Origin of the sequence: Serinicoccus profundi (assembly GCF_008001015.1) — a bacterium.
In the GTDB taxonomy this organism is placed as follows: domain Bacteria; phylum Actinomycetota; class Actinomycetes; order Actinomycetales; family Dermatophilaceae; genus Ornithinicoccus; species Ornithinicoccus profundi.
The window spans coordinates 2173007-2197807 of the sequence record NZ_CP042862.1; the positions used below are offsets into that span (position 1 = coordinate 2173007).

At 72.2% G+C, this 24801-nt stretch carries 26 protein-coding genes and 2 tRNA genes; 7 read left to right on the top strand and 21 right to left on the bottom strand.

Annotation, left to right across the window (positions count from 1 at the left end; genetic code table 11):
• Window positions 1–18 precede the first annotated feature (18 nt).
• The 3 genes from FA582_RS10040 to FA582_RS10050 are packed head-to-tail and all read right to left on the bottom strand — an operon-like array spanning window position 19 to window position 2943.
• On the bottom strand, window positions 19–1152 hold the full coding sequence (locus FA582_RS10040; protein ID WP_010147723.1) for a D-alanine--D-alanine ligase family protein: 1134 nt from the start codon (window positions 1150–1152) through the stop codon (window positions 19–21).
• 58 nt (window positions 1153–1210) lie between these two features.
• The gene (locus FA582_RS10045; protein WP_010147724.1) at window positions 1211–2212 is read right to left on the bottom strand and encodes an NAD(P)H-dependent glycerol-3-phosphate dehydrogenase; all 1002 of its coding nucleotides are present in this window, start codon (window positions 2210–2212) and stop codon (window positions 1211–1213) included.
• Entirely contained in the window at window positions 2209–2943 is a 735-nt protein-coding gene (locus tag FA582_RS10050; RefSeq protein ID WP_010147726.1) for a lysophospholipid acyltransferase family protein, read from the bottom strand. Before FA582_RS10050 ends, FA582_RS10045 begins: the two co-directional genes overlap by 4 nt.
• Before the next feature lie 37 nt (window positions 2944–2980).
• Here FA582_RS10050 and cofC point away from each other — a divergent pair, with 37 nt between their 5' ends.
• The gene (gene cofC / locus FA582_RS10055) at window positions 2981–3676 is read left to right on the top strand and encodes a 2-phospho-L-lactate guanylyltransferase (RefSeq protein WP_010147727.1); all 696 of its coding nucleotides are present in this window, start codon (window positions 2981–2983) and stop codon (window positions 3674–3676) included.
• A gap of 10 nt (window positions 3677–3686) precedes the next feature.
• Window positions 3687–3923 carry a patatin-like phospholipase domain-containing protein gene (locus FA582_RS16760; protein ID WP_010147728.1) on the top strand — a complete coding sequence of 79 codons (237 nt, stop codon included), beginning with the start codon at window positions 3687–3689 and terminating at the stop codon, window positions 3921–3923.
• A gap of 72 nt (window positions 3924–3995) precedes the next feature.
• On the opposite strand, the gene FA582_RS10060 is transcribed toward FA582_RS16760, so the two are convergent.
• The 6 genes from FA582_RS10060 to clpS form a co-directional block, all read right to left on the bottom strand.
• Window positions 3996–4811, bottom strand: coding sequence for an HU family DNA-binding protein (locus tag FA582_RS10060; protein WP_010147729.1), 816 nt, complete (start codon window positions 4809–4811; stop codon window positions 3996–3998).
• 136 nt (window positions 4812–4947) lie between these two features.
• Window positions 4948–5020, bottom strand: a tRNA-Glu gene (locus tag FA582_RS10065).
• An 85-nt stretch (window positions 5021–5105) separates the two neighbouring features.
• Window positions 5106–5177 (bottom strand) — tRNA-Gln (locus FA582_RS10070).
• A gap of 86 nt (window positions 5178–5263) precedes the next feature.
• On the bottom strand, window positions 5264–6817 hold the full coding sequence (gltX, locus tag FA582_RS10075; protein WP_147899807.1) for a glutamate--tRNA ligase: 1554 nt from the start codon (window positions 6815–6817) through the stop codon (window positions 5264–5266).
• Between the two features lie 46 nt (window positions 6818–6863).
• The gene (locus FA582_RS10080) at window positions 6864–7448 is read right to left on the bottom strand and encodes a DUF2017 family protein (RefSeq protein ID WP_010147733.1); all 585 of its coding nucleotides are present in this window, start codon (window positions 7446–7448) and stop codon (window positions 6864–6866) included.
• A 3-nt stretch (window positions 7449–7451) separates the two neighbouring features.
• Window positions 7452–7784 carry an ATP-dependent Clp protease adapter ClpS gene (gene clpS / locus FA582_RS10085; RefSeq protein ID WP_010147735.1) on the bottom strand — a complete coding sequence of 111 codons (333 nt, stop codon included), beginning with the start codon at window positions 7782–7784 and terminating at the stop codon, window positions 7452–7454.
• A gap of 67 nt (window positions 7785–7851) precedes the next feature.
• On the opposite strand from clpS, the gene FA582_RS10090 reads away from it, so the two are divergent.
• Window positions 7852–9108 (top strand): nicotinate phosphoribosyltransferase, encoded by a 1257-nt coding sequence (locus FA582_RS10090; RefSeq protein ID WP_051125157.1) that lies wholly within the window; start codon window positions 7852–7854, stop codon window positions 9106–9108.
• Here the strand turns inward: FA582_RS10090 and FA582_RS10095 are convergent.
• Genes FA582_RS10095 through FA582_RS10110 form a run of 4 tightly spaced genes read right to left on the bottom strand, consistent with a single transcriptional unit; the run spans window position 9087 to window position 12732 of the window.
• On the bottom strand, window positions 9087–10217 hold the full coding sequence (locus FA582_RS10095; RefSeq protein ID WP_272941907.1) for a low temperature requirement protein A: 1131 nt from the start codon (window positions 10215–10217) through the stop codon (window positions 9087–9089). The two genes, FA582_RS10090 and FA582_RS10095, sit on opposite strands and share 22 nt — an antisense overlap.
• A complete protein-coding gene (locus tag FA582_RS10100) occupies window positions 10129–10716 on the bottom strand; it encodes an isochorismatase family protein (RefSeq protein ID WP_010147739.1) in 588 nt (195 codons plus the stop codon). The genes FA582_RS10095 and FA582_RS10100 overlap by 89 nt, the downstream gene beginning before the upstream one ends.
• 34 nt (window positions 10717–10750) lie before the next feature.
• Complete coding sequence (locus FA582_RS10105; protein WP_010147740.1) at window positions 10751–11422, bottom strand: IclR family transcriptional regulator; 672 nt, start codon at window positions 11420–11422, stop codon at window positions 10751–10753.
• Complete coding sequence (locus tag FA582_RS10110; protein WP_010147741.1) at window positions 11422–12732, bottom strand: homogentisate 1,2-dioxygenase; 1311 nt, start codon at window positions 12730–12732, stop codon at window positions 11422–11424. The genes FA582_RS10105 and FA582_RS10110 overlap by 1 nt, the downstream gene beginning before the upstream one ends.
• Window positions 12733–12862: 130 nt before the next feature.
• On the opposite strand from FA582_RS10110, the gene FA582_RS10115 reads away from it, so the two are divergent.
• The gene (locus FA582_RS10115) at window positions 12863–13759 is read left to right on the top strand and encodes a hypothetical protein (RefSeq protein ID WP_010147742.1); all 897 of its coding nucleotides are present in this window, start codon (window positions 12863–12865) and stop codon (window positions 13757–13759) included.
• Window positions 13756–14961: a fumarylacetoacetase gene (gene fahA, locus FA582_RS10120; protein WP_010147743.1), complete on the top strand. Its 1206-nt coding sequence runs from the start codon at window positions 13756–13758 to the stop codon at window positions 14959–14961. The genes FA582_RS10115 and fahA overlap by 4 nt, the downstream gene beginning before the upstream one ends.
• 3 nt (window positions 14962–14964) lie before the next feature.
• Here the strand turns inward: fahA and FA582_RS10125 are convergent, their stop codons facing one another.
• The 3 genes from FA582_RS10125 to hppD form a co-directional block, all read right to left on the bottom strand.
• A complete protein-coding gene (locus tag FA582_RS10125) occupies window positions 14965–15864 on the bottom strand; it encodes an RDD family protein (RefSeq protein WP_010147744.1) in 900 nt (299 codons plus the stop codon).
• Window positions 15865–15891: 27 nt separating this feature from the next.
• Entirely contained in the window at window positions 15892–16512 is a 621-nt protein-coding gene (locus FA582_RS10130) for a hypothetical protein (protein WP_010147745.1), read from the bottom strand.
• 75 nt (window positions 16513–16587) lie between these two features.
• Window positions 16588–17814, bottom strand: a complete 1227-nt coding sequence (hppD, locus tag FA582_RS10135) for a 4-hydroxyphenylpyruvate dioxygenase (RefSeq protein ID WP_033228967.1) — start codon at window positions 17812–17814, stop codon at window positions 16588–16590.
• Between the two features lie 107 nt (window positions 17815–17921).
• Between hppD and FA582_RS10140 the strand changes: the two genes are divergently transcribed.
• Window positions 17922–18398, top strand: a complete 477-nt coding sequence (locus tag FA582_RS10140) for an Lrp/AsnC family transcriptional regulator (RefSeq protein ID WP_010147747.1) — start codon at window positions 17922–17924, stop codon at window positions 18396–18398.
• Here the strand turns inward: FA582_RS10140 and FA582_RS10145 are convergent.
• Together FA582_RS10145 and FA582_RS10150 are read right to left on the bottom strand one after the other, a co-directional pair.
• Window positions 18395–19756 (bottom strand): cytochrome P450, encoded by a 1362-nt coding sequence (locus FA582_RS10145; RefSeq protein ID WP_141567616.1) that lies wholly within the window; start codon window positions 19754–19756, stop codon window positions 18395–18397. The genes FA582_RS10140 and FA582_RS10145 overlap by 4 nt on opposite strands.
• 259 nt (window positions 19757–20015) lie before the next feature.
• Window positions 20016–21764 (bottom strand): DEAD/DEAH box helicase, encoded by a 1749-nt coding sequence (locus tag FA582_RS10150; RefSeq protein WP_010147749.1) that lies wholly within the window; start codon window positions 21762–21764, stop codon window positions 20016–20018.
• Window positions 21765–21898: 134 nt separating this feature from the next.
• On the opposite strand from FA582_RS10150, the gene FA582_RS10155 reads away from it, so the two are divergent.
• Window positions 21899–22243 (top strand): DUF3039 domain-containing protein, encoded by a 345-nt coding sequence (locus FA582_RS10155; protein WP_010147751.1) that lies wholly within the window; start codon window positions 21899–21901, stop codon window positions 22241–22243.
• 101 nt (window positions 22244–22344) lie between these two features.
• Here FA582_RS10155 and FA582_RS10160 read toward each other — a convergent pair whose 3' ends face one another.
• The 3 genes from FA582_RS10160 to FA582_RS10170 form a co-directional block, all read right to left on the bottom strand.
• On the bottom strand, window positions 22345–22923 hold the full coding sequence (locus FA582_RS10160; protein WP_010147752.1) for a YqgE/AlgH family protein: 579 nt from the start codon (window positions 22921–22923) through the stop codon (window positions 22345–22347).
• Window positions 22924–22965: 42 nt separating this feature from the next.
• Window positions 22966–23226: a VanZ family protein gene (locus FA582_RS10165; protein WP_147899809.1), complete on the bottom strand. Its 261-nt coding sequence runs from the start codon at window positions 23224–23226 to the stop codon at window positions 22966–22968.
• A 110-nt stretch (window positions 23227–23336) separates the two neighbouring features.
• Window positions 23337–24752, bottom strand: a complete 1416-nt coding sequence (locus FA582_RS10170; RefSeq protein ID WP_010147754.1) for an NAD-dependent malic enzyme — start codon at window positions 24750–24752, stop codon at window positions 23337–23339.
• Window positions 24753–24801 lie beyond the last annotated feature (49 nt).

Below are 24801 nucleotides of genomic sequence, written 5' to 3' on the forward strand. Positions count from 1 at the left end.
CTCACCTCGCGCCGGTGCTCAGCGCAGGCCGAGCGGGCGCTCCAGCGCGAGGGTGATGAGCTCGTCCACCAGTTCGGGATAGCTCACCCCGGACGCCGCCCACGCCTGGGGATACATCGAGTAGGGCGTGAAGCCGGGCATGGTGTTGATCTCGTTGAGCACCACCTCACCACGGGGGGTGACGAAGCAGTCGACGCGGGAGAGTCCCTCGGCGTCGGCCACCTCGAAGGCGAGCGCGGCGATGCGGTGGATCTCCTCGCGGATGTCGGCCGGGATGTCCGCGGGTGCGGTGATCTGCACGCCGGCCTCGTCGAGGTACTTCGCCTCGAAGTCGTAGAAGTCGTGACCGCCGGTGACGACGATCTCGCCGCACTCGCTGATCCGGGGCGGCTCCGAGCCGTGCCCACCCAGCACTCCGCACTCAATCTCGCGTCCCTCGATCCCCTGCTCCACGAGCACCTTGGGATCGTGGTCACGAGCCTTGTCGATGGCCACCTCGAGGTCCTCGGGGCGATCCACCTTGACCACGCCCACCGAGGACCCGGCCCGGGCCGGCTTGACGAACACCGGGAACTGCAGGGCGGAGGCGGCGTCCAGCGCTGCGGCGCGGTCGCGCTGCCACTGCCGGTCGGTGATGACGGTGTAGGGGCCGACCGGCAGGCCGGCGGAGGCGAAGAGGACCTTCATGACGTGCTTGTCCATCATGGCCGCCGACGCCATCACCCCGCAGCCGACGTAGGGCAGGTCGGCCAGCTCCAGCAGGCCCTGGATCGTGCCGTCCTCGCCGAACGGCCCGTGCAGCAGGGGGAAGACGACGTCGACCTCGCCGATCGGGTGCACCTCGCCCGTCGGGTCGACCCACGTCCACTCGTGCTCCACCCCGCCCAGCGGCACGATGACCCTGCGCCCGGTGTCCGTCACGGCCGGCAGCATCCCCTCGCGGATGTCGAGGGCCTCCGGGTCGTCCTCGACGAGCACCCAGTGGCCCTCGCGGGTGATGCCGACCGGCACCACGTCATACCGCTGGCGGTCCAGGGCCCGCAGGACGCTCGCGGCCGTGGCGCAGGAGATGGCGTGCTCGTCGGATCGGCCGCCGAAGACGAGGGCGACGCGACGACGGGTGCGGGGCGCGGGCGGGGTCACGGTGTCCATCGACGTCGAGCCTAACCAAGGAGGTGCGGGAGGCCGGGCAGGACGCGCTCCCCGAGGGTCAGTGGCGCTCGTGCTTGCGGGCCCGGGTCATGAGCTCACCGGTGAGCCGCTCCGGGGTGATCGCGCCGTCGACCACCGCGGTGACGCCCTGGCAGATCGGCAGGTCCACCCCGTGCCGGGCGCCGAGCTCGACGACGCTGCGGCACGACTTGACCCCCTCCGCCGTCTGGTGCGGGACCGCCAGGATCTCCTCGACGGAGCGCCCCTGCCCCAGCGCCACCCCCACCCGGTGGTTGCGGGACAGCGGCGACATGCACGTCGCGATGAGGTCGCCGACCCCGGCCAACCCCATGAGGGTCGCCGGGTCCGCGCCGAGTGCCTGCCCCAGCCGCGCGGTCTCGGCCAGACCCCGCGTGATGAGGCTGGACTTGGTGTTGTCGCCGTAGCCCAGGCCCTCGGCCATCCCGACCGCCAGCGCGATGACGTTCTTCACCGCACCGCCGAGCTCCGCCCCGATGACGTCGGTCTGCGTGTAGGGCCGGAAGTATGCCGTCATCGCGGCGGCCGCGACCCGGTCGGCGGCCGCGTGGTCCGCGCTGGCCACGACGCTGGCGGCCGGTTGACGCGCAGCGATCTCGCGGCTGAGGTTGGGCCCGGTGACGACGACGATGCGGGACTCCTCGACGCCGGCGGCCGCGATGACCTGACTCATGCGCAGGCCGGTGCCGAGCTCGATGCCCTTCATGAGCGAGACGACGGGGGCTTCCTGCGGCAGGTGGGCGCCCCACTGGCCGAGGTTGTCGCGCAGGCTCTGGCTGGGCACGGCGAGCACGACGAGATCGGCACCCGCCGCGGCCTCCTGCGGGTCGGAGGTGGCGGTCACCACCGGGCTCAGCTCGACCTCGGGCAGGTAGTCCGGGTTGTGGTGGCCCTCCTGGATGTGCCGGGCGATCTCGGGCCTCCTGGCCCACAGTGTCACCCGCTCGGCACCGGCGTCGGCGAGGATCTGGGCGAAGGCGGTGCCCCAGCTGCCCGCGCCGTAGATGACGGCCCGGGTCACCCGCCACCCTCCTGGTGCTCGTGGGGGCGCTCCGGCGGCTGCTCGCCGCGCAGGATGGCGAGCTGGGCCGTGATGGCCGCCATGATGCGGGTGGTCGCCTCCGTGTGCGCGCGCGGGTCGTCCGGCCGGTCCCGCAGGTCCGACAGGTCCACCGCAGGACCGGCCAGGACCTGCTGCACCGGCCGGGCGAAGAGGTTGCCGGGACGCCGGGCATACCGACCGAGGATCCGCTGGGCGCCCCACTGGGCGACGGGCACCACCGGGGCGCCGGAGCTGAGGGCGAGGCGGCCGACGCCCGGCTTGGCGCGCATCGGCCACAGGTCGGGATCACGCGTCAGGGTGCCCTCGGGCATGATCGCGATGCACCGGCCGCCCTGCACGGCCTCGCGGGCCGCCACCAGCGCGTCACCGGCCCGGGAGCTGGCGCGGTAGACGGGGACCTGCTGGAGGTGGTTGAGCGCCGCCCCCAGCACGGGCACCTCGAAGAGCGAGGACTTGGCCAGGAAGAACGGCGGGTGCCCGTGGTCGACGAGGAAGTGGGCCAGGGTGACCGGGTCGACCTCGGAGTAGTGGTTGGCGGCGACGATGAAGCCGCCCTCGGCCGGCAGGTGCTCGCCGCCGGCCCAGTCCCGCCGGGTGACGGCCTGCAGCACGGGGCGGATGGCGCCGATGGCGGCGTGGTAGGACCACGGCAGGTCGTGGCGGCTGGGCTGGCGTCTCACGACGGTCATCTTTGCATCCGCGGCCCGTCGTGGCGAAGATTCACCGGTGACCTCCGACCCGCCGATCCCCCGACCTGCCGTGAGCTGGCGGCTGGTGGTGCCGGTCCAGCGCGCCGAGCGGGCCAAGACCCGGCTGGTGGCTCCCGAGGGGGTCTCCCGGCCCGGGCTGGCCCGGGCCATCGCCGCGGACACCCTGACCGCGGTATGCCGTGCCCTCCCCGCGCCCGAGGTCCTCGTCGTGACCTCGGACCCGGTCGGGGGCGCCCTCGCCCGCGACCTCGGCGTCCGCGTCGTCCCCGACCCCGGTGAGGGGCTCGACGCCGCCGTCCGTGCGGGCCTGGATTACGCCCACCCGAGAGATGCCGCTCGCCCCGGCGCATCGAGCGCCGACGACGCGACGCCGGGGTGGGCGGTGCTGCTGGGTGATCTGCCGTCCCTCCGGCCCTGCGACCTGGTGCAGGCGCTGTCGGCCTGCGCGCGGCACGAGCGTGCCGTGGTGCCCGACGCCGACGGCACGGGCACGGTGCTGCTGACGTCGCTGGCCGGGCCGCCGGTGCCGCAGTTCGGTCCGGGCAGCGCGGCACGCCATGGATCGAGGGCCGCCGTCCTCGATCTCGACCTGCCTCACCTGCGCCGTGACGTGGACACCACGGACGACCTGGCGGCGGCCGTGGCGCTCGGCGTCGGTGCCCGGACGTGCGCCGAGCTCGCGGCCTCCCGACCGGCGCGACCCTCGGCCTAGAGTGGGGCCCATGCAGGCCAGCGTGCACACCTACGACCTCGACGAGCGCACGGGCGAGGTGCTGCTGGACTCCGGACGGGTCCTGCCCTTCCCCGCCTCCGCGATGGAGGCGAACGGCCTGCGCCACCTGCGGGTGGGGCAGCGGGTGAGCATCGAGGTGGCCGACGACGCCGACCCCGAGGACGTCGGCGCACACGTCTCCCGCGTGTGGATCGTCGGCATCGGCGAGGGCGAACGGATCCGCTGACCGGACTGGTGCCGGCACCGGCACCCCTCCCCCGGTCCGGGGCCGTACCAGGCGTTGATCGACGTCGGACGTTCAGCCCGTCTTCGCGCCCTTACCCCGGCCCTTGCCGCCCTTGGCCTTGCCGGCCTTCGTGTTCTTGCCTCCCTTGGCCTTGTCGGCCTTCTTCGCCTTCTTCGCCTTCTTCGCCCTCTTCGCGCCCTGGGTGGCGACCTGGTCGTTCTTCACCTTGGCGAGCTGGGCCTTCTTGGCCGAGATCATCCCGGCGGTGATGTCCTCGCCGCCGGTGACGAGCCCCGTGCCGGTGGCCTGCTCGGTCGACCCACCGGCCTCGGTCGGATCGACCGACGGCGGGCGTGCGGGCTCCTTGCGGACGCTCGGCGGGGTCCCGGTCGCGGCGCGCGTCGAGCCTCCCCTGCCCTGGTCTGCGGCCTGCTCCTGCCCTCGCCGGGTGCGATCTCCCCGCGCTGCGCTCTCCCCGCGTGCGTCGCGGTCCGCGCGCCGCCCCTCGGCGGCGGACCGGCGCACGCTCGCCGGGGCACCCGAGCGCTCGTGGGCGGCGGCGCGCTCGGTGGTGGAGCCCCGCAGTCCGGCGGAGCCCTCGGCCGGCAGGGTCGCCGGGTCGGCCACGACGTCCTTGAAGTAGCTGCCAGGGCGGAACCGCGGGCTGCTGGTACCGGCGATCGGCACGCTCTGCCCGGTGCGCGGGTTGCGGCCGGTGCGCGGGGCGCGATCGACCCGCTCGAAGGTCCCGAAGCCGGTGATGCCGACCGATCCTCCAGAGGCCACCTCCCGCAGCACCACGTCGACCATGGCCTCGACGGCGGCAGCAGCCGCAGCCCGGCCCCCCAGACGGGGCGCGAGCGCCTCGATCAGGTCCGACTTGTTCATCTAGCACCCTCCTCGCCGGGGCGTGACTCTGCCGGACACCTGCCGGCCGCACGCGCTCCACACGCTATCGCGGCCACCGCCCGCACATGCAGAACGGCCCCCATCGCTGCTGCGATGAGGGCCGTTCCGACACGGGTAGCCCCGACGGGATTCGAACCCGCGCTACCGCCTTGAGAGGGCGGCGTGCTAGGCCGCTACACAACGGGGCCGTGTCCGACGCGTGTGTGCGCCGACCGGAGAGCCTACCCGAAGGGCAGACCTCCACGAAATCGAGAGCGGCGTCTCGATGTCGCGCTGGGGTACCAGGACTCGAACCTAGAACAACTGAACCAGAATCAGCCGTGTTGCCAATTACACCATACCCCAAGGGGTATCTCCGACCCCGTTCCGGGGCGGCGAACCGAGGAACCACTCTACCGTGCCCCGCACGCCGACCCAAATCCCTGGACGGCTCAGAGGGAGGCGCGCAGCCTCCGGAGCCGCTCCAGCGTCTCCTCCTTGCCCAGGATCTGCATCGACTCGAAGAGCGGCGGGCTGATGCGCTGCCCCGACACGGCCGTGCGCAGGGGGCCGAAGGCGAAGCGCGGCTTGAGGCCCAGCTGCTCGACCAGCGCCTCGCGCAGGGCGTCCTCGATGCGGTCGTGGGTCCACTCCACGCCGCCACCGAGCGGCTGCGGAGCGGCGCCGGAGATCGGCTCGAGGGCGGCGATGGCCGCGTCGAGGACCGCCGCGGCGTCGTCCTTGAGCTGGCCCCGGGCGTCCTCGGCGATCTCCAGCTCGTCGGCCCGCTGGTAGAAGGGGCGCACCATCGGCACCGCCTCGGAGAGCACCTGGATGCGGGTCTGGATGAGGTCGGCGACCGACTCCAGCCGGGCCAGCTCCCCCATGTCGGACTGCTCACCCAGGACGCCCGCCTCGCGGAGCACGGGCAGCATCCGGGTCGTGAACTCCGCCAGCGGCAGCCGGCGCAGGTGGTCGCCGTTGATCGACTCGGCCTTCTTCTGGTCCCACCGCGCGGGGTTGGGGTTGACGTCGGCGACGTCGAAGGCCTCGACGAGGTGCTGCGGGTCGAAGATGTCGCGGTCGGCCCCGATCGACCAGCCCAGCAGCGCGAGGTAGTTGATCATCCCCTCCCGCACGAAGCCGCGCTCGCGGTGGAGGAAGAGGTCGGACTGCGGGTCGCGCTTGGACAGCTTCTTGCTGCCCTCGCCCAGCACCAGCGGCAGGTGGGCGAAGGCGGGGACGCGCTCCGCGACACCGATCTCGATGAGCGCGCGGTAGAGCGCGACCTGGCGGGGGGTCGAGGAGAGCAGGTCCTCACCGCGGATGACGTGGGTGATCCGCATCATCGCGTCGTCGACCGGGTTGACCAGCGTGTAGAGCGGCTGGCCGTTACCGCGCACGATGACGAAGTCGGGCACCGAGCCGGCACCGAAGGTCACCTCGCCGCGGACCAGGTCGGTGAAGGTGATGTCCTCGTCGGGCATGCGCAGGCGCAGCACCGGCTCCCGGCCCTGTGCGCGGTAGGCCTGCTTCTCCTCCTCGGAGAGCTCCCGGTCGTGGTTGTCGTAGCCGAGCTTGGGGTCGCGCCCGGCCGCACGGTGGCGCGCCTCGACCTCCTCGGGCGTGCTGAACGACTCGTAGGCCAGGCCGGCCTCGAGCAGCCGACGCGCCACGTCGGCGTGCAGGTCGGCGCGCTCGCTCTGGCGGTAGGGGGCGTAGGGGCCGCCCTTGCCCGGGCCCTCGTCGTAGTCGAGCCCGAGCCAGTCGAGCGCCTCGACCAGCTGACCCATCGACTCCTCGGAGTCACGGGCCGCGTCGGTGTCCTCGACCCGGAAGACGAAGGTGCCGCCGTGGTGCCGGGCGTAGGCCCAGTTGAACAGCGCGGTGCGGGCCATCCCGACGTGCGGGGTCCCGGTGGGGCTGGGGCAGAAGCGGACCCGGACGTCGGCGCCGGTGACCTCGTCGTGCTCTGTGGTCGATGCGGGGGCGGAGTGCGTCGTCATGATGGGCGCCAGCCTACTTCGCGCTCCGCGCCTCGCGGGGTATGCCTCAGCGCCCCATCATCGCGGTCGTCACCGACTCCTGCACCCAGGAGAGGAAGTCGTAGTAGGCCATCTTCTGCGCCAGCGCGGGATCCAGCTCGCTCCGCCCCGACAGGGCCGCCTCGAGCTCCTCGTGCAGCCGCTCGGAGTCCTCGTCGGTGCGCAGCCCGAGCCGCTCCCCCAGGATCAACCGGGCATCGGTCAGCGCGACCGCGAGCGCCCGGCCCTGGTCTAGGTCCAGCTCGAGCCGTGGTGGCTCGGCCGCCTCCAGCGCGGCGATGGCGGTGCTCAGGGTGGCCGCCTTGCGCTGCCGCAGCCCGTGCTCGGTGAGGCGGCGGAACTCCGCCGCCTGCTCCTCGTCGTCGCGGGACGCCGACGGCAGGAGACGACGCAGAGCCGGGTCGCTCGGCTCCGTCGGGTCGACCTCGTCACCCAGGCCCGCGACGAGGTCGAGGAACGGGTCGCCGGTCTCGGGCCGCTCGGGGGCGACGAAGTCACGGGTCAGCCGGAGCACGTGGGTCACGATCATGATCTCCTCGGCGTCGAAGGAGGCCACCAGCCGCTCACCCTTGCGGCGGAACGCGCGCGCCATACCTCAGTCGTCCTTCTGGAAGGTCGCCCACAGGCCGTAGCCGTGCATCGCCTCGGTGTCGGCCTCCATCTTCTCCCGGCTGCCGGTCGAGACGACGGCGCGACCGACGGTGTGCACGTCCATCATGAGCTTCTCCGCCTTGGACCTGCTGTAGCCGAAATGGGTCTGGAAGACCCAGGTGACGTAGCTCATGAGGTTGACCGGGTCGTTCCACACCAGGGTGATCCAGGGGGTGTCGGCCTCGGGCCGGTCCAGGACGGCCACCCCGCCCTGCTCCTGCGGCGTGCTCTGCGGGCCGGTCGGCGGGGGCGGTGGGCTCGTGGTGTCGATCGGCACTCCCCCACCATAGGGTGCGGGGGTGAGCCCGAGCACCGCCCTGCTGACCGACCACTACGAGCTGACGATGATCCAGGCCGCCCTGGCCAGCGGTCATGCGGACCGCCGCTGCGTCTTCGAGGCCTTCGCGCGGCGGCTGCCCGACGGGCGCCGCTACGGCGTGGTCGCCGGCACCGGCCGGGCGCTCGAGGCGTTGCGCGACTTCCGCTTCGCCGAGGAGGAGATCTCCTTCCTGGCGCAGCGGGAGGTCGTCGACGCACGCACCCTGGACTGGTTGGCGGACTACCGCTTCACCGGCGACATCTGGGGGTATGCCGAGGGCGAGATCTACTTCCCCGGCTCACCGCTGCTCGTCGTCGAGTCCGGCTTCGCCGAGGGCGTGGTCCTGGAGACGTTGCTGCTCTCGGTGCTCAACCACGACTCCGCGGTCGCCTCGGCGGCCTCCCGGATGACGGCGGTCGCGCACGGCCGCCCGTGCATCGAGATGGGCTCGCGGCGCACCCACGAGGAGTCGGCGGTCGCCGCGGCCCGCGCGGCCTACCTCGCCGGCTTCTCCTCCACCTCCAACCTCGAGGCAGGACGCCGCCACGACCTCCCGACGATGGGCACGGCGGCCCACTCCTTCACCCTGCTCCACGACGACGAGCGGGAGGCCTTCACCAACCAGCTCGCGAGCCTGGGCCCGTCCACGACGCTGCTCGTCGACACCTACGACGTGACCGGCGCGGTGGAGCTCGCCGTCGAGCTCGCCGGGCCGGAGCTCGGCGGTGTGCGGCTGGACTCCGGGGACCTCGTGAGCCAGGCCTTCGAAGTGCGGGCCCAGCTGGACCGCCTCGGCGCGACCGACACCCGGATCGTGGTCACCTCCGACCTCGACGAGCACGCCATCGCCGCGCTGCAGGCCGCGCCGGTCGACGCCTACGGCGTGGGGACCAAGGTCGTCACCGGGTCGGGGCACCCGGCCGCGGGGATGGTCTACAAGCTGGTCAGCCGGGAGAACGCCGCCGGCGTGATGGAGGGGGTGGCCAAGGCCAGCAAGGACAAGTCCAGCGTCGGGGGGCGCAAGTATGCCCTCCGCCGCCGCTCGGCCTCGGGGCAGGCGACCGAGGAGATCGTGGGCATCAACGAGCGCCCGGCCGACGACGGTGACGACCGCGAGCTGCTCGTGCCGCTCGTGACCGCCGGCGAGGTGGTCGCCCCGACCGACGTGCACACCGCCCGCGCCCACCATGAGCAGGCGCGGGCCGAGCTGCCGCAGCGGGCGCTGCGGCTCTCGCACGGTGAGCCCGTGCTGCCGACGACCTATCTCGACGACTGGAGCTGAGCGACCTCGCCCTGCAGGTGGCGATGGCCCCTCCACTCGTATCCGGCGATGGTCACCGCCGGGGCCAGTGAGGCCACGAGGATGCCGAGCATCACCGGGGCGCCGAGGGCCACGATCCCGGTCGCGGCCGTGAGCACCGTGAGCGTCCCGACCGCGAGACCGGCGTGGAAGAGGTCGTGCGCGCCGCTGCTGCGCAGCAGCACCGCATACGCGCCGAACACCAGGGCCACGAAGATCCCCACCGGGAACGCGACCGAGACCACCGTGCCCACCGGCCCGATCTTCACCTCGAAGCCCGCGTGCTCGGGATCGAGGAGGTAGGCCACGACGTGCAGCCCGGCGCCGATCGCGGCGATGGCCATGTAGAGCGGGTAGTGCAGCACCGTGAACAGCGGGGCCGCACCCCGGCGCACGTCCAGCAGCTCCCCGTGCGGCAGGACGAAGTAGACCCACCACATGGCGAAGGTGACGGCCATCCCGGAGATGAGCAGCAGCACGGTGTCGGTGGTCCAGCCCTGGGCGTCGAGGAGGGCACCGAGGGCGGCGATGGTGCCGGCGACCCCCTCACCGAGGGCGATGATCGCGAGGAGGCCGTAGCGCTCGGCGATGTGGTGCGGGTGCCAGGGCAGACCACCCTGGCGCTCGGCATACCAGGGCACCCCGAGCTCCAGGACGTAGAGCGGCGCCATCGCGAGGAACACCCACGGCAACTCCAGCGGCAGGACGATGAGCACGACCCAGCCGACCTGGGCGAGCGACCAACCCATGACGTAGGTCCGCAGGATCGACCGGCGCTCCGGGTCGCGGTGCGCGGCGCGCAGGAACTGCGCGATGAGCGCGACCCGCATGACGACGTAGCCGGCGACGAGGATCTCGTTGTGCAGGACCCCACCCTCCTCGATCGAGTGGAAGATGTCGGGGATCCCCAGGGCGAGCAGCGAGACGCCCATCATCTGCACCATCGCGAGCAACCGGTAGATCCAGTCGTCGGTGTCGTAGGCCGAGGCGAACCAGGTGAAGTTAGGGGGATCCTGACACGCCCACCCCCGCCTCCCGCATCTCGCGGACGGCGCGCTCGGTGGTGTCGGGGGCGACTCCGGCGCACAGATCGAGCAGCAGCGTCGTGTCGAGCCCCTCGCGGCGGGCGTCCAGCGCCGTGGCACGGACGCAGTGGTCGGTGGCGATCCCGCAGACGTCCACCTCGGTGATCCCACGCCCGCGCAGCCAGTCCCCGAGGCCCACGAGCTGTCCGTGGACGTAGGCCGTGCCCTCGAAGCCGGAGTAGGCCGCCTCGTGCTCGCCCTTGCGGAAGACCTCCTGGACGTGCTCCAGGGCCGGGCCCAGCTCCGGTCGGAAGTCCGCCCCCTGCGTGCCGACCTTGCAGTGCACCGGCCAGGAGGCGGCGAAGTCGGGCTCGCCCTGGGTCGCCCAGTGCTCGCCGGGGTCGACGTGCCAGTCCGCGGTGGCGACGATCGCCGCGTAGTCCTGACCGTGGGAGGCGACGTAGGCGCTGATCGCCGTCGCCACCGCGATCCCGCCGGTCACCGGCAGGGACCCGCCCTCGCAGAAGTCGTGCTGGACGTCGACGATGATCAGGGCGCGGCTCATACGGCTGATCGTGCCACCCCGTGGCACGGGGCGCTCAGCCGCGCAGCGCCGCCGAGATCGCCGCGGCCGCCGACTGCACGGCGGCGCCCACGCCGGGGGCACCGAGCTCCTGCAGGGCCACCACACCCACGGAGGCCTCGAGGCCGGGCAGGTCCGGTATGGCCACGGCCAGTCCGTGCGCGCTGGACTGCAGCTCGCCGGAGGTGACGGCGAGTCCGTGCTCCCCGTCCCTGGCCCGCAGGATCGCGAGCCCCGCGGCGCCACGGGAGAGCGGATGGCGGCTGCCGACCCGGTAGGACACGTGGAAGTCGCTCCAGGTCGGTTCGACGACCGCGACCGCCAACGCCTGCTCCCCCTCGGCGATCGTCAGGTGAGCCGTGGCCCGGGCCTCGTCGGCGAGCGCCTGCAGCATCGGCGTCGCCACCTCGGCCAGCATGGGCCGCACCGCCAGGTGCAGGCGGGTGACCCCGAGCCCGAGCCGGACCCGGCCGTCCTCGGTGCGGATGACGTAGTCGCGGGCCTGCAGGGTGGCGACGAGACGGTAGATCACGGCGCGACCGACGCCGAGGGCGGTCGCCAGCGCCGTCACCGTGAGCCCGCCCGAGGACCGGGAGAGCAGGTGCAGGACCTCCAGCCCGCGGTCGAGGGTCTGCGCGGTCTCCGGGGCGCTCGCGCGCGGCTCGCCGGACACGGTCGGATCGGACATCAGCTGGTGGTGAAGACCTCGTCAGGGCCCGACCCGGCGGACCGACCGCCGGCCGCCAGCCCACGGCCCCAGCTGCCGGCATACGCGCCGTCGTCGCTCGCCCGCCCGGCCTCACCCAGCTCCAGCGGTCGGAAGGTGTCGACCATGACGGCGGTCTCGTCGAAGTACTCCACCCCGATCGAGGCCTCGGTCGCGCCGGGTTGCGGCCCGTGGGCGTGCCCGCCCGGGTGCACCGAGATCGACCCCTTGCCGATGCCGCTGCCCTTGCGGGCCTCGTAGTCGCCGTCGACGTAGAACATGATCTCGTCGGAGTCGACGTTGGAGTGGTAGTAGGGCACCGGGATCGACAGCGGGTGGTAATCGACCTTGCGCGGGACGAAGTTGCAGACCACGAAGTTGTGGCCCTCCCACACCTGGTGGACCGGCGGCGGCTGGTGGACCCGGCCGGTGATCGGCTCGAAGTCGGCGATGTTGAAGACGTAGGGGTAGAGGCAACCGTCCCAGCCGACGACGTCGAAGGGGTGGTAGGGGTAGGTGTAGATCGTGCCGACCAGGCCACCGGTCGAGTGCTCGCCGCCGCCACGGTGCTTGATGTAGACCTCCGTGGGTTCGTCGCGGTCGGCCCCCACGTCCTCGGCCAGCAGCGGCCCCTGCGGGCCGCGGAGGTCGCGCTCGCAGTAGGGCGCGTGCTCCAGCAGCTGGCCGAACCGGGAGAGGTAGCGCTTGGGCGGGCCGATGTGGCTGTTGCCCTCGATGCAGTAGGCCCGCAACGGCTCGGTGAAACCGTCTTCGCCGTCCACGAGGGGGATCCAGCGGTGCGTCGTCGCGCGCGGGATCATGACGTAGTCGCCCTGCGCCACGTCGAAGGACCCGAAGATCGTCTCGACCCGGGCGCCACCGCGCTCGAGGTAGACGCACTCGTCGCCGATCCCGTTGCGGTAGTAGGGACTCGGGGTGTCGGCCACGACGTAGAGCAGCCGGACGTCGGCATTGCCGAGGACGAGCCGGCGACCCGTGACCACATCGACCCCCGCCTCCAGGCCGGTCGGCGAGGACTCGTCGACGAAGAGGTCGTGCAACTTGAGGTGCCGCGGCACGAGCGGGTGGTTGGGGACCGTGGCGTGATCACCGAGCTCCCAGACGCGCGCGTCGGCGATGGCCGAGGGGATGTTGCGGTGGTAGAGCAGCGAGGAGTCGGAGGAGAAGCCCTCCTCCCCCATGAGCTCCTCGTAGTAGAGGTTGCCCTGCTCGTCGCGGTGCTGGGTGTGCCGCTTGGGGGGCACGAGGCCGGTGCGGGCGTAGTGGACCACGGTGGTCTCCTCGTCGAGTCTCGAGTCCTGCCGGTGCGGTGGAGCGACCGTTCGGACTCCACCTGAGACTCCGTCCGGTTATCGGGCGGAACTGTTCTCTTGTCGTCCACGATCCAGTATGGTGCCGGGCATGTCAACAGTCCGCCCGCCTCCTCGGATCGCCCTCCGTCGGTGGATCGACGACGCCGCGGTCTTCCCGCCCGGCGAGGCACCGGTGGCGGTCGCCTGGCGACGTCACCTCGAGCTTCTCGACGGGGGCTACGGGGACCTCGTCGGCCCGTTGCTGGTGGGGGTCGGTCACGTCGCGGAGCTGACCGAGGTGGCGGCGGCCCACCCCCGAGGGCGTGAGCCGGACGTCGACGTCAGCGTGGTGGCCCGGGCGGGCACCCCGGTGCCGGACCTGCTCGACGCCGTGCACCGGGTCGTCGGTGCGGGGGTGCCGCTCCTGGGACTGTGGGGGGTCGAGCTCGCGCACGACGGGACGGACGGCTGGCGCGAGGCGCTGACCTTCGGTCGGCCCCTGGCCGTGGAGCTGCCCCGCGTGGGTCACAAGCCGGCGATGGCCGACCTGGGCCGCGCCCGGGCCGAGGGCTGCACGGTGCTGGCCAAGCTGCGCACGCAGGCCACGGCGCAGGCCGCACCCCCGTCGGCGGAGGAGCTGGCCGCCTTCCTCGTGACCGCCCACGAGCACGGCCTGCCGGTCAAGCTCACCGGCGGGCTGCACCACGCCCTTCCGACGGAGGTGGACGGGCACCACGAGCACGGGTGCCTCAACGTCCTCGTCGCCGCCGCCCGTGTCGCCGCCGGCGCCGACCTCGACGAGGCGGTGGCCGTCCTGGGCGAGCGCGACCACGAGCCCCTCGTCGCCGAGGTCCTCGGCTGGAGCGGTGAGCAGATGCAGGTGACCCGAGAGGTCGTCTCCTCCTTCGGCTGCTGCGGCGTCCTCGACCCGATCCGCGACCTCGTGTCGCTCGGCCTCCTCCCGGAGGCAAGCCCTGGCCCCAGACTCAACAGGATGATGCCGTGACCCACCCCCTGGACCTGCCGACCGACCATCCCTTCGGGCTGCACCACCTCCCCCTCGGTGCGGTGAGCGAGACCCCGGATGGCACGCCGCGGCTGGCCGTCCGCGTCGGCGACCACGCGCTCGACCTCGCCTCCGTCACCGCGGGCACCCCGTGGGCGGACGCCCTGACCGGGCCGACGCTCAACGCCTTCCTCGACCTGGGCCCGCAGGCCTGGGCGGGTCTGCGGGCGCACCTGCAGGACGCCCTCGGTGACGCCGACCGGAGGGAGGAGCTCACGGCATACCTCACGCCGTTGACCGAGCTCACCGAGCACCTGCCGATCGAGGTCGCCGACTACGTCGACTTCTATGCCAGCGAGCACCACGCGAGCAACGTCGGCGCGATCTTCCGCCCGGACGGCGAGCCGCTGACGCCGAACTGGAAGCATCTGCCGATCGGCTACCACGGGCGCTCCTCCACCGTCGTGGTCTCCGGCACCGACGTCGTGCGCCCGACCGGTCAGCGCAAGGCTCCACAGGACGCCGAGCCCACCTTCGGGCCGAGCATCAAGCTCGACATCGAGGCCGAGCTGGCCTTCGTCGTCGGCGGCGCCACCGCTCTCGGCAGCCGGCTCACCGTGGACGAGGCGGCCGACCACCTCTTCGGCGTCGCCCTCTTCAACGACTGGTCGGCCCGCGACCTGCAGGCCTGGGAGTACGTCCCGCTCGGACCGTTCCTCGGCAAGAGCTTCGCCTCCTCGATCGCGGCCTGGATCACCCCGATGGCGGCCCTGGCCGCCGCCCGGGTGCCGCTGCCGGCGCAGGACCCGCAGCCGCTGCCGTACCTGCTCGGCGAGCAGCTCTTCGGGCTCGACCTGAGTCTGGAGGTCCGGCTGCGCGACACCGTCGTGTCCCGTCCCCCCTACCGGACGATGTACTGGTCACCCACCCAGATGCTGGCGCACCTGTCGGTCAACGGGGCGGTCGTCCGCAGCGGCGACGTCTTCGCCTCCGGCACCGTCTCCGGCGCCGAGCTGGGTGAGCGCGGGTCCCTGCTCGAGCTGAGCTGGAACGGCACCGAGCCCCTGCGCCTCGACGACGACCGGACCCGCACCTTCCTCGAGGACGGCGACACCGTCACCATCACGGCGACCGCACCCGGGCCGGACGGCAGCGTCATCGGCCTCGCCGAGGTCACCGGCACGATCGCGCCGGCGCGCTGAACCTCAGCGCTTCTTGACGACGTTGGTGCCAGCCGCCTTGTCGTGCAGCGCCTGCTTGTTGCCGTCCCAGAGCGGCCACAGGACGTCGATGAGGGTGAACAGCCCGAGGAAGCCCAGCACGGGCACCAGGCTGCTCAGGAGATTCGGTCCCTGGTAGACCGCCGAGCGCAGCAGCACCGCCCGCCAGGTGGGCAGCCCCGGCTCGTCGCGGAGCCGGACGCGCAGACCGGTGACCAGCTTGCCGACGGTGCCGCCGAAGAACTTGACCAGGAGCACCTCGTAGGCGATGGCCGCGGCGGCGGTCATGAGGCCCAGCCGCAGGATCCAGTCCTCGACGACCACGGGCACGACGCGCAGCGGGTCGGGGTCGAAGACGAAGTCCTCCAGCTCGGCGCTCAGCTCAGGGGTCACGGTGAGCATGACCAGCACGGTGGTGAGGACCAGCGCCAGGAGACCGTCGATGAGCCGAGCCAGCACGCGGTGCCACCACCCGGCCAGCGGCTGACCGTCCGGGGTGGCGGGGCCGAGCTGCGGCTGGTAGCCGCCGGGCACCGGGCCGCCCTGCCACTGGCCCTGGTAGGGGTTCTGGCCCGTCTGGCCCGCATAGGGGTTGGGCTGCTGGTAGCCGCCCTGACCCTGCTGCCCCCAGCCCTGCTGCTGACCCCAGCCGGACTGCCCCTGGCCACCCTGCTGGCCGTAGCCCTGCCCCGGTGCCTGCTGGCCCCACCCCTGCTGCTGACCGGTCTGATCCACGCCGCCGACCTCGGGTGCGCGCGTCTGGCCCGCCTGCTCCAGGTTGGGCTTCTGCTTGGGCGCGGTGTGGTTGGACCACTGCACGCCGTCCCAGTAGCGGAGGTTCTGCTCGTCCTGGGGGTCGTCGTACCACCCTGCCTGCTGACTCATGGGCCTCAGCCTAGCCGCGCGCCCACCTCAGACCGGCACCGCTTCACCGCCCGCCCGACGGGCCACCTCGTGGGCCACGAGCACCTGGTCAGCCCGGAACTCGGCCGCCGGGGCAGCAGGCAGCAGGTTGTCCCAGTGGGAGAGAAAGGTCCCCCGCAGCTGGAGCATTCCCGTGGGGCGCGCGTAGAGCCACCAGTGCAGGTGCTCGGACCCATCGCCCCACAGCGCCACCTGAATCCGGGGCACGTCCAGGACCGCCTGAGCGGACGCGTCGATCGCTGCCAGCAGCTCACCCTGACGAGCGGCCTCCTTCACGGTGAGTGTCGCCAGCTCGGCGTGGCGTCGCGGCATGAGGAAGAGCGCGAACGGAAGACCTCGCGGCTCGAAGGGCAACCCGAGGAAGAAGAGATCGTCGTGCCACACGACATACCCAGGATCCAAAGACGCGGCTCCCGCGCACTGACCGCACTCCACCCCACCGGCCCCTCGCCGCGGCGGCTCGGCGTCGACCGGTGCGTCCAACGCCTTGGGCGAGAGATCACCGATCCACGGCCAGGAGCTCCACTGCTGCAGGTCGCTCTCGCGGTAGCCCTCACGGGCGACCGCCTCGCTGACCCGCGCGAACCACTGCTGAGGCGACTCCGGCATTCTGCGACCCTAACCCGCTCGGACGCAGCTCGGCCCCGGCGCAGGGAGCACCGGGGCCGAGGCGGAGCGAGTCGCTCAGAGGTTGCCGCGCTTGTCCTGCTCGCGCTCGATCGCCTCGAAGAGCGCCTTGAAGTTGCCCTTGCCGAAGCCGAGCGAACCGTGCCGCTCGATGACCTCGAAGAAGACGGTCGGGCGGTCCTGCACGGGGCGGGTGAAGATCTGGAGCAGGTAGCCGTCCTCGTCGCGGTCGACCAGGATGCCGCGCTGCTGCAGCTCCTCGATGGGCACGCGGACCTCGCCGATGCGCTCGCGCAGCTCGGGGTCCTCGTAGTAGGAGTCCGGCGTCTCCAGGAACTCCACGCCATTGGCCCGCATGTGGTCGACCGTGCCCAGGATGTCACCGGTCGCGACGGCGAGGTGCTGGGCCCCGGCGCCACGGTAGAACTCCAGGTATTCGTCGATCTGGCTCTTCTTCTTGGCGATGGCCGGCTCGTTGAGCGGGAACTTCACCCGGTGGTTGCCGTTGGCGACGACCTTGGACATCAGCGCGGAGTAGTCGGTGGCGATGTCGTCGCCGATGAACTCGGCCATGTTGGTGAAGCCCATGACCTTGTTGTAGAAGGTCACCCACTCGTCCATCTTGCCGAGCTCGACGTTGCCGACGATGTGGTCGAGGGCCTGGAAGAGCCGCTTGGGCTCGCCCTCGCGCTTGACGTAGCCGCTGCTCCGCGCGACATACCCGGGCAGATACGGGCCGTCATACGTCTGGCCGTCGAGGGTGCGCTGGACGAGGGTATGCCGCGTCTCACCGTAGGTGGCGATCGCGGCGACGCGGACGGTCCCGTGCTCGTCACTGCGGTTCTCCGGCTCCAGCAGGATGGTCGCGCCGACAGAGCGTGCGTGCTCGATGCACCGGTCGACGTCGGGGACCTCGAGGGAGATGTCGACGACGCCGTCGCCGTGCCGGCGCACGTGGTCGTGCAGCGGGCTCTCGGGGTCGACGCCGCCCTTGATGACGAAGCGGATCGAGCCCGACTTCAGGACGAAGGCCTTGTGGTCGCGATTGCCGGTCTCCGGGCCGGAGTAGCCGACCAGCTCCATGCCGAACGCGGACTGGTAGTAGTGCGTGGCCTGCGTGGCGTTGCCGACCACGAAGTGGATGGCGTCCCATCCCGTGACCGGGAAGACATCCGTGGTCTCGTCGTAGGGCACCAGCCCGACGAGCTGCTTGAGCTGGTCGAGCTCGAGGTCGGCCTCGCGCTCCTGGGCGGTCAGGTGGTTCGAGTCGGACACCGTAGTCATGGTGCGAGGGTGTCGCGCCTGGACACCCGTGGCAACCGCGACCCGAGTCGCTGGGCAGAGTGCGCAGGGGGATGGGGGTCTGCGCGGGCATACTGCACACTGTGTCCATGTCTGCTGTCATCGACGACCTGGACGCCCGGCTGCTCACCCTGCTCGAGGACGATCCCCACGTCGGCGTGCTCGGGGCCTCGCGCATCCTCGGGGTCGCGCGCGGCACGGTGCAGAGCCGGCTGGACAAGCTGCGCGAGCGCGGCGTCATCGCGAGCTTCGCGCCCCGGCTCGACCCGGCCGGACTCGGTCGGCCGGTCACGGCCTTCACCACCCTGGAGATCCGGCAGGGCACCGGCGGCGGGCCGGTGCTGGAGCACCTGCAGGCGATCCCGGAGGTCCTCGAGGCGCACACGATCACCGGCTCCGGTGACCTCATGATCCGGATCGTGGCCCGCGACAACGCCGACCTGCAGCGGGTCATCGACGCGGTCGACGGTCACGAGCACGTCGAACGGTCCTCGACGCTCATCGCCCTGACCACGCGCATACCATGGCGGACCATGCCGCTGGTCGCCGCCGCGGCCGGTCGTTAGCCGGCTGCTCTGGGTCCCAGCCGCAACGGCGCGCCGTCGCCGGGCACGTTGGTGATGTTGCGCAGCCGCGTCGGTGCTGGCGCGTCGGCCACGACGTCCACCCTGAGCAGCACCTCCCGGAGCACGACGACACCCTCCATCAACGCAAAGGCCGCGCCGATGCAGCGGCGGACCCCGCCACCGAAGGGAAGGAAGGTATGCGGCGCGGGCCCCTCCCCCAGGAAACGCTCGGGGCGGAAGGCGTGCGGGTCCTCGAAGGCATGCTCGTCGTGGTGGGCCAGCAGGATCGCCGGGGCCACCGTCACCCCGGCCGGGAGGTCGACGCCGCCGACGCGGGCGTCGCTGCGCAGGGTGCGCGCGACGTAGTCGATGATCGGGTGCAGCCGCATGGCCTCCTGCAGGCAGGCCTCGAGGTAGTCGTCGTCGCCCTCGTCCGCGGCTCGGCGCGCCCGCGCGCGGACCCGTTCGTCACGGCCCAGCTCGTGCAGGGTCCAGGCGATGGTCGAGGCCGACGTCTCGTAGCCGGCGAGCAGCAGCGTCACGACCTGGTCCCGGATCTCCGCCGCCGTGAGTGGCTCACCGTCCTCGGCACCCACCCGGATGAGGCGGTCGAGGAGGTCGGCGGCATCTGCGCCCTCGGCCGCAGCATCGGGCGCCGGTTCGGGCGACCCCGAAGATCTGCGGTCGGCGATCTCGGCCTCGATGAGGTCGTCGATGGCGGCGAGGTTGCGGGCGTGGCCCCTCCACGGGGGCAGGGCGCGCAGCCGCGGGTAGAGCCACCCACCGACGACCACCGGGTCGACCTCCACCAGGCGCAGCAACCGTGGTCGGAGCTCGGCCAGGGATCGGGGGTCGCTGGCGCCGAGCACCATCTCGGTCATGACGTCGAGCGTCAGGCTGCTCATCCGCTCCAGGGCGGACACGGTCTGCCCCGGTCGCCAGGATGCGACCTCCGCGGCGGCGGCCCGCTCAACGATGGGTCGATAGCTGCGCACGGCCGCTGGGGAGAAGGCCGGCATGAGGTAGCGGCGGATGGCGCGGTGAGCCTCGCCGTCGTTGAGCATGACGGACCTGTCCCCCATCGCGGCCCGCAGCATCTCGTTGCCGAGGGCCCCGCTGAACTGCACCGGGTCGCCGGCGAAGATCTCCTTGATCGCAGCCGGCTCGCTGAACATCACCAGCCGTTGAGGTCCCGGCAGCATCGAGACGGTGAACGGATCGCCATACCGTCGACGGTGCCGCTCGAACGCCGCCTGCCGCCCGGTGAACGCCTGGACCGTCTGCACGAGGGCGGGCGTGCGCGGCCCCGGCGGGAGCGTCGGTCCCCGACCCACCCCGGGCCGCTTGCTCCTCGCCATGACCGGAACGCTACCGAGGACCTCGCCCCGGCGCTCTCCCGGGCCCGTTCACGGGCGGTGCCCTCTCCGCCTGCACCTGAGCAAGCCGGCGTTCCTCGTGAGCAACCTGAGCAAGCCTGGTGCTCTGCCTACACCATGGCCATGGTGCATCCAGCGGAGTCAGCGTGCTCATGTCGGCTGGGGGCAGAGTCAGCGTGCCCCGGTCGGCTGCGCAGGAGGGTGAGTCCGCTCGCAGAGCAAGGGCGAGGCGAGGTATGCCTCAGCGCCGGCCGACGAACCAGCGCCGGATCGTCTCGATGCGCGACTGGACCTGGTCGGAGGTCGCGGTGGCCAGCTCGGGGCCGCCGCAGGTGCGGCGCAGCTCGGCGTGGACGACGGCGTGCGGCTGGCCCTTCTTCTGGGCGTAGGCGGAGACCAGCTTGTTGAGCTCCTTGCGGTGCTCGGCCAGGGCCCGGTGGGCCGAGACCGCCTCGGCACGAGCCCTCCCGCCGTCCCGGCCCACCTGCTTCTTCTGCCGCTCCCGCAGCAGGGTCGCGACCTGGTCGGGCTCGAGCAGCCCGGGGAGCCCGAGGTAGTCGTCCTCGTCCTCCGACCCCGGCATCCCCCCGAGGCCGAACTGCTCGGCGTCGAAGAGGACGTGGTCGAACTCCGCGTCCGAGCCGATGGCCTCATAGCTGCCCTCGAGGTCGTCGGAGGCACCCTCGGCCGCCTGGGCCTGCTCGAGGAGGCCGTCCTCCTCCGACCAGAGCTGGTCCTCGCCGGTGTCCTTGCGGTTGAGCGCGTGGTCACGCTCTAGCTCCATGCTGCCGGCGTGCCCGAGCAGCAGGGGCACGTTGGGCAGGAAGATCGAGGCGGTCTCGCCCCGGCGCCGGGCGCGGACGAAGCGCCCCACGGCCTGGGCGAAGAACAGCGGCGTCGAGGTCGACGTGGCGTAGACCCCGACCGCGAGCCGGGGCACGTCGACACCCTCGGACACCATGCGCACGGCGACCATCCAGCGGGAGTCCCCGGAGGCATACTCCTCGATGCGCGCGGAGGCGCCGGCGTCGTCGGAGAGCACCACCGTCGCCGCCTCACCGGTGATCTCGCGCAGCTGCTTGGCGTAGGAGCGGGCCGAGCGCTGGTCGGTGGCGATGACCAGGCCGCCGGCGTCCTCGACGTGCCGGCGCACCTCGGTGAGCCGCTTGTCGGCGGCCCGTAGCACCGCCGGCACCCAGTCGCCCGCCGGGTCGAGCGCGGTGCGCCACGCCTGCTTGGTGACGTCCTGCGTGAGGGGCTCACCGAGCCGGGCCTCGAGCTCGTCACCGACCTTGGTCCGCCAGCGCATGGTGCCGCCGTAGGACAGGAAGAGCACGGGGCGCACGACCCCGTCCCGCAGGGCGTCGGCATACCCGTAGGTGAAGTCCGCGGAAGACCGCAGGATCCCCTCGGCGTCCATCTCGTAGCGCACGAACGGGATGGCCGCGGTGTCGGAGCGGAACGGCGTCCCGGTCAGTGCGAGCCGCCGGGTCGCCGGCTCGAAGGCGTCGCGCACCGCCTCGCCCCAGGAGAGCGCGTCACCGCCGTGGTGCACCTCGTCGAGGATGACGAGGGTGCGCGCGGCCTCGGTGCGCGCCCGGTGCAGCAGCGGCTTGCTCGCGACCCCGGCGTAGGTCACGGCGACCCCGTCGAAGTCCTGGCTGTGCCGGCCCTGGGCGTTGGCGAAGCGCGGGTCGATCCGGATGCCCACCTTGGCAGCCGCCTCGGCCCACTGCGTCTTGAGGTGCTCGGTGGGCGCCACGACGGTGATCCGCTGCACCTCGCCGCGGTCCAGCAGCTCGGTCGCGACCCGCAGCGCGAAGGTCGTCTTGCCCGCGCCGGGTGTCGCCACCGCGAGGAAGTCACGGGGCCGATCGGCGAGGTAGGTCTCCAGCGCCGCCGCCTGCCACGCACGCAGCTTGCCCGCGGTCCCCCAGGCGGCACGCTCGGGGTAGGCGGGTGGCAGGTGGGAGGCAGCTGAGGTCGACATCGGCGATTCAGGATAGGCGGTTTTCGGATCCGACTCACCGCCCCTCCCGCTGCCTGTGGACCGACCCCGGTCGTGGTATGCCGCACCTCCCGCCGGCGGGCAGGGCGGCGCCGGGCGCGCCTAGACTGGGGCGCATGATCGTGCGCATGTCCCAGCAGCCCCTCGACTCCCCCGAGGCCCCCACGGCGCCGTCCACGCAGACCGCCGTCCTCGAGCGGGAGGACACCCGGGTCGAGCCCGACCTGTCCGAGCCGGGCGACCACGAGCGCTTCTCGCACTACGTGCGCAAGGAGAAGATCATGGAGTCGGCCCTCAGCGGCAACCCCGTGATCGCGCTGTGCGGCAAGGTCTGGATCCCTGGGCGGGACCCGCAGAAGTTCCCGGTATGCCCGCAGTGCAAGGAGATCTACGAGGGTCTCCGCGAGCCGCAGGACGGCGGCGGCGGCAAGGACGGCGGCAGCAGCGGTAGCGGCGGCTGAGCTTCGCCGCGCAGGAGTGCGCGTGGGGCCGGGCCGCCCAGGCGTCCACCCACGACATCGCGGGTCGCGCGAGCCCGGCCGCGAGCGCCGAGCTGGTGACGTCAGTTGCGCTCGGGGTGCTCGGTCCAGGTGGTGAGGAAGGACGTCGACGAGCGCTGGCGCAGCAGCACCTCGCGCCAGAGGTCGGTGGTGTCCTCGTGGAAGGGGTCGCGCGGCTCGCGAGGCACGACCGCCCAGGCCCCGTGGCGGATCTCGGAGTCGAGCTGTCCGGCCGACCAGCCGCTGTAGCCGACGAAGATCCGGAACGCCCCGAGCTCGGGCACGACGAGTGGTGCCGGTGCGTCGAGGTCGACGAGGCCGATGCCCCCGAAGAGCAGCTGGGTGCCCAGCGGCGCGTCGCCCGGCCGGTGGCCCGGCACGCTGACCAGGCCCATCGCGGTGTCCCGGCCGACCGGCCCCCCACGGAAGAGCACGCCGGGGTCGGTCACGAAGGGCTGCCATTCGGGCAGCACGGCGTCGACGCCCGCGTCGAGGGGCTGGTTGAGCACCAGGCCGTGTGCTCCCTCCTCGTCGTGGTGCAGGACGAGCACGACCGACCCGGAGAACGGGTCGCCCGTCAGCGGGGTCGCCACGAGCAGCTGGCCGGTGATCTCCCCCTGGTGGTGGCGCGCGCCGCTCATGAGGGTGCTCGCGGAGGCGTCGAGATCTCACCCATGTCCCCATCATGACCCCAGCGGCGCCGGGCCGTCGCGGCGACCCATACCCCCGAGTGCTACCCCGATCAGGTCGACGACGGCGTCGAGCAGCTCGGCCTGCCGGCTCGGCGCGACCAGGTGCTGCAGCGGCTCGCTCACGAGCGCGTGCAGCACCATGACCGGCACGAGCCACCGAGCCCTCAGCCACCAGGCCAGGGCGGCGGGCACCGCGAAGGCGACGAGGTGGCCGACCTTGTCCAGGCCCGGGACGCCGTCGGGACCGGGCATCCGTGGGGCATACAGGCCGAATCCCTGGACGAGCAGGGAGACGAGCAGGGCGAACCACCCGAGGACGACGACGAGGTCGAGACCGGGCGGTCGAGCGGAGGCGGTGCTGGTCAGTGCGTCGCCTCGCGCGCGGCGCGGGCGGCCTTCTCGACGGCCTGCGCGACCGCCTTGGTCGCCTGCGGGTTGAAGACGCTGGGGATGATGTAGGTCGGGTTCAGCTCATCGGCCCCGACGACGTCCGCGAGGGCACTCGCCGCCGCGAGCAGCATCTCGTCGTCGATGTGGTCGCTCTGCGCATCGAGCAGGCCACGGAAGACCCCGGGGAAGACGAGGACGTTGTTGATCTGGTTGGCGAAGTCGCTGCGGCCGGTGGCGACGACCGTCGCGTGCATCCCGGCGTCGGCGGGGTCCACCTCGGGCACGGGGTTGGCCATGGCGAAGACGATGGCGTCGGAGTTCATCGTGGCGATGTCGTCACCGGTGAGGATGTTGCCCGCCGAGACCCCGATGAAGACGTCGGCCCCGGCCAGCGCCTCTTTGAGGGTGCCGATGCTGCCGGCGCGGTTGGTGTGCTCCGCGATCCAGGTGAGGTTCTCGTTGTCGCCGCGTACGACGTCGTCGCGCCCCGCGTGGACGAGGCCGTCGACGTCGGCCACGACGACCTCCGCGGCACCGGCCTTGAGCAGCAGCCGGATGATCGCCGACCCGGCGGCACCCGCGCCGGACATGACGATCTTGACCGCACCGAGCTCCTTGTCGACCACGCGCAGCGAGTTCTTGAGGGCGGCGAGCGCGACGATGGCGGTGCCGTGCTGGTCGTCGTGGAAGACGGGGATGTCGAGCTCGCGACGCAGCCGGGCCTCGATCTCGAAGCAGCGCGGGGCGGAGATGTCCTCGAGGTTGATGCCGGCGAAGCCGGGCGAGAGCGCCTTGACGATGCTGACGATCTCGTCGCTGTCGTGGGCGTCGAGGCAGATCGGGAAGGCGTCGATGTCGGCGAACCGCTTGAACAGCGCCGCCTTGCCCTCCATCACCGGCATCGCGGCGAGCGGGCCGATGTCACCGAGCCCGAGGACGGCCGACCCGTCGGTGACCACCGCGACGGTGTTGCGCTTGATGGTCAGGCTGCGTGCGTCCTCGGGGTTGTCGGCGATCGCCTGGCAGATCTTGGCCACCCCGGGGGTGTAGACCAGCGAGAGGTCGTCACGGTTGCGGATCGGCAGCTTGGACTTGACCTCGAGCTTGCCGCCCAGGTGCGCCAGGAAGGTCCGGTCGCTGACCCGGCCGATCTCGACCCCGTCGACCGAGCCGATGGCCGCGACGACCTCGGCGGCGTGGTCGGTGCCGTAGGTCGCGATCGTCAGGTCGGCCTGGAGCCGCTCCGGCCCCGAGTCGCTGATGTCGACCGCGGTGACCATGCCGCCGACCTCGGCCACGGCGGTGGTGATCTCGGAGACGGCGGTGACGCGGGCCGGCAGCTCGAGCCGGACGGTGATGGAGTTCGACACGGACGGGACGGGGCTCATGGCCCCATTGTGGCGCGTCCCCGGCAGCGAGCGGGTATGCGGCCCGCTC

Bases quoted from the DNA above. Each gene is read 5' to 3' on its own strand.
- FA582_RS10100 (WP_010147739.1), bottom strand. From the start codon at position 10,716: ATGAGCCGCGCCCTGATCATCGTCGACGTCCAGCACGACTTCTGCGAG.
- FA582_RS10090 (WP_051125157.1), top strand. From the start codon at position 7,852: ATGATCCAGGCCGCCCTGGCCAGCGGTCATGCGGACCGCCGCTGCGTC.
- FA582_RS10170 (WP_010147754.1), bottom strand. From the start codon at position 24,752: ATGAGCCCCGTCCCGTCCGTGTCGAACTCCATCACCGTCCGGCTCGAG.
- FA582_RS10130 (WP_010147745.1), bottom strand. From the start codon at position 16,512: ATGCCGGAGTCGCCTCAGCAGTGGTTCGCGCGGGTCAGCGAGGCGGTC.
- FA582_RS10115 (WP_010147742.1), top strand. From the start codon at position 12,863: ATGTCAACAGTCCGCCCGCCTCCTCGGATCGCCCTCCGTCGGTGGATC.
- FA582_RS10050 (WP_010147726.1), bottom strand. From the start codon at position 2,943: ATGACCGTCGTGAGACGCCAGCCCAGCCGCCACGACCTGCCGTGGTCC.
- gltX (WP_147899807.1), bottom strand. From the start codon at position 6,817: ATGACGACGCACTCCGCCCCCGCATCGACCACAGAGCACGACGAGGTC.
- FA582_RS10105 (WP_010147740.1), bottom strand. From the start codon at position 11,422: ATGTCCGATCCGACCGTGTCCGGCGAGCCGCGCGCGAGCGCCCCGGAG.
- FA582_RS10140 (WP_010147747.1), top strand. From the start codon at position 17,922: ATGTCTGCTGTCATCGACGACCTGGACGCCCGGCTGCTCACCCTGCTC.
- FA582_RS10165 (WP_147899809.1), bottom strand. From the start codon at position 23,226: ATGCCCGGTCCCGACGGCGTCCCGGGCCTGGACAAGGTCGGCCACCTC.
- FA582_RS10160 (WP_010147752.1), bottom strand. From the start codon at position 22,923: ATGAGCGGCGCGCGCCACCACCAGGGGGAGATCACCGGCCAGCTGCTC.
- hppD (WP_033228967.1), bottom strand. From the start codon at position 17,814: ATGACTACGGTGTCCGACTCGAACCACCTGACCGCCCAGGAGCGCGAG.
- FA582_RS10145 (WP_141567616.1), bottom strand. From the start codon at position 19,756: ATGGCGAGGAGCAAGCGGCCCGGGGTGGGTCGGGGACCGACGCTCCCG.
- FA582_RS10150 (WP_010147749.1), bottom strand. From the start codon at position 21,764: ATGTCGACCTCAGCTGCCTCCCACCTGCCACCCGCCTACCCCGAGCGT.
- FA582_RS10060 (WP_010147729.1), bottom strand. From the start codon at position 4,811: ATGAACAAGTCGGACCTGATCGAGGCGCTCGCGCCCCGTCTGGGGGGC.
- FA582_RS10040 (WP_010147723.1), bottom strand. From the start codon at position 1,152: ATGGACACCGTGACCCCGCCCGCGCCCCGCACCCGTCGTCGCGTCGCC.
- FA582_RS10080 (WP_010147733.1), bottom strand. From the start codon at position 7,448: ATGGCGCGCGCGTTCCGCCGCAAGGGTGAGCGGCTGGTGGCCTCCTTC.
- FA582_RS10155 (WP_010147751.1), top strand. From the start codon at position 21,899: ATGATCGTGCGCATGTCCCAGCAGCCCCTCGACTCCCCCGAGGCCCCC.
- FA582_RS16760 (WP_010147728.1), top strand. From the start codon at position 3,687: ATGCAGGCCAGCGTGCACACCTACGACCTCGACGAGCGCACGGGCGAG.
- FA582_RS10125 (WP_010147744.1), bottom strand. From the start codon at position 15,864: ATGAGTCAGCAGGCAGGGTGGTACGACGACCCCCAGGACGAGCAGAAC.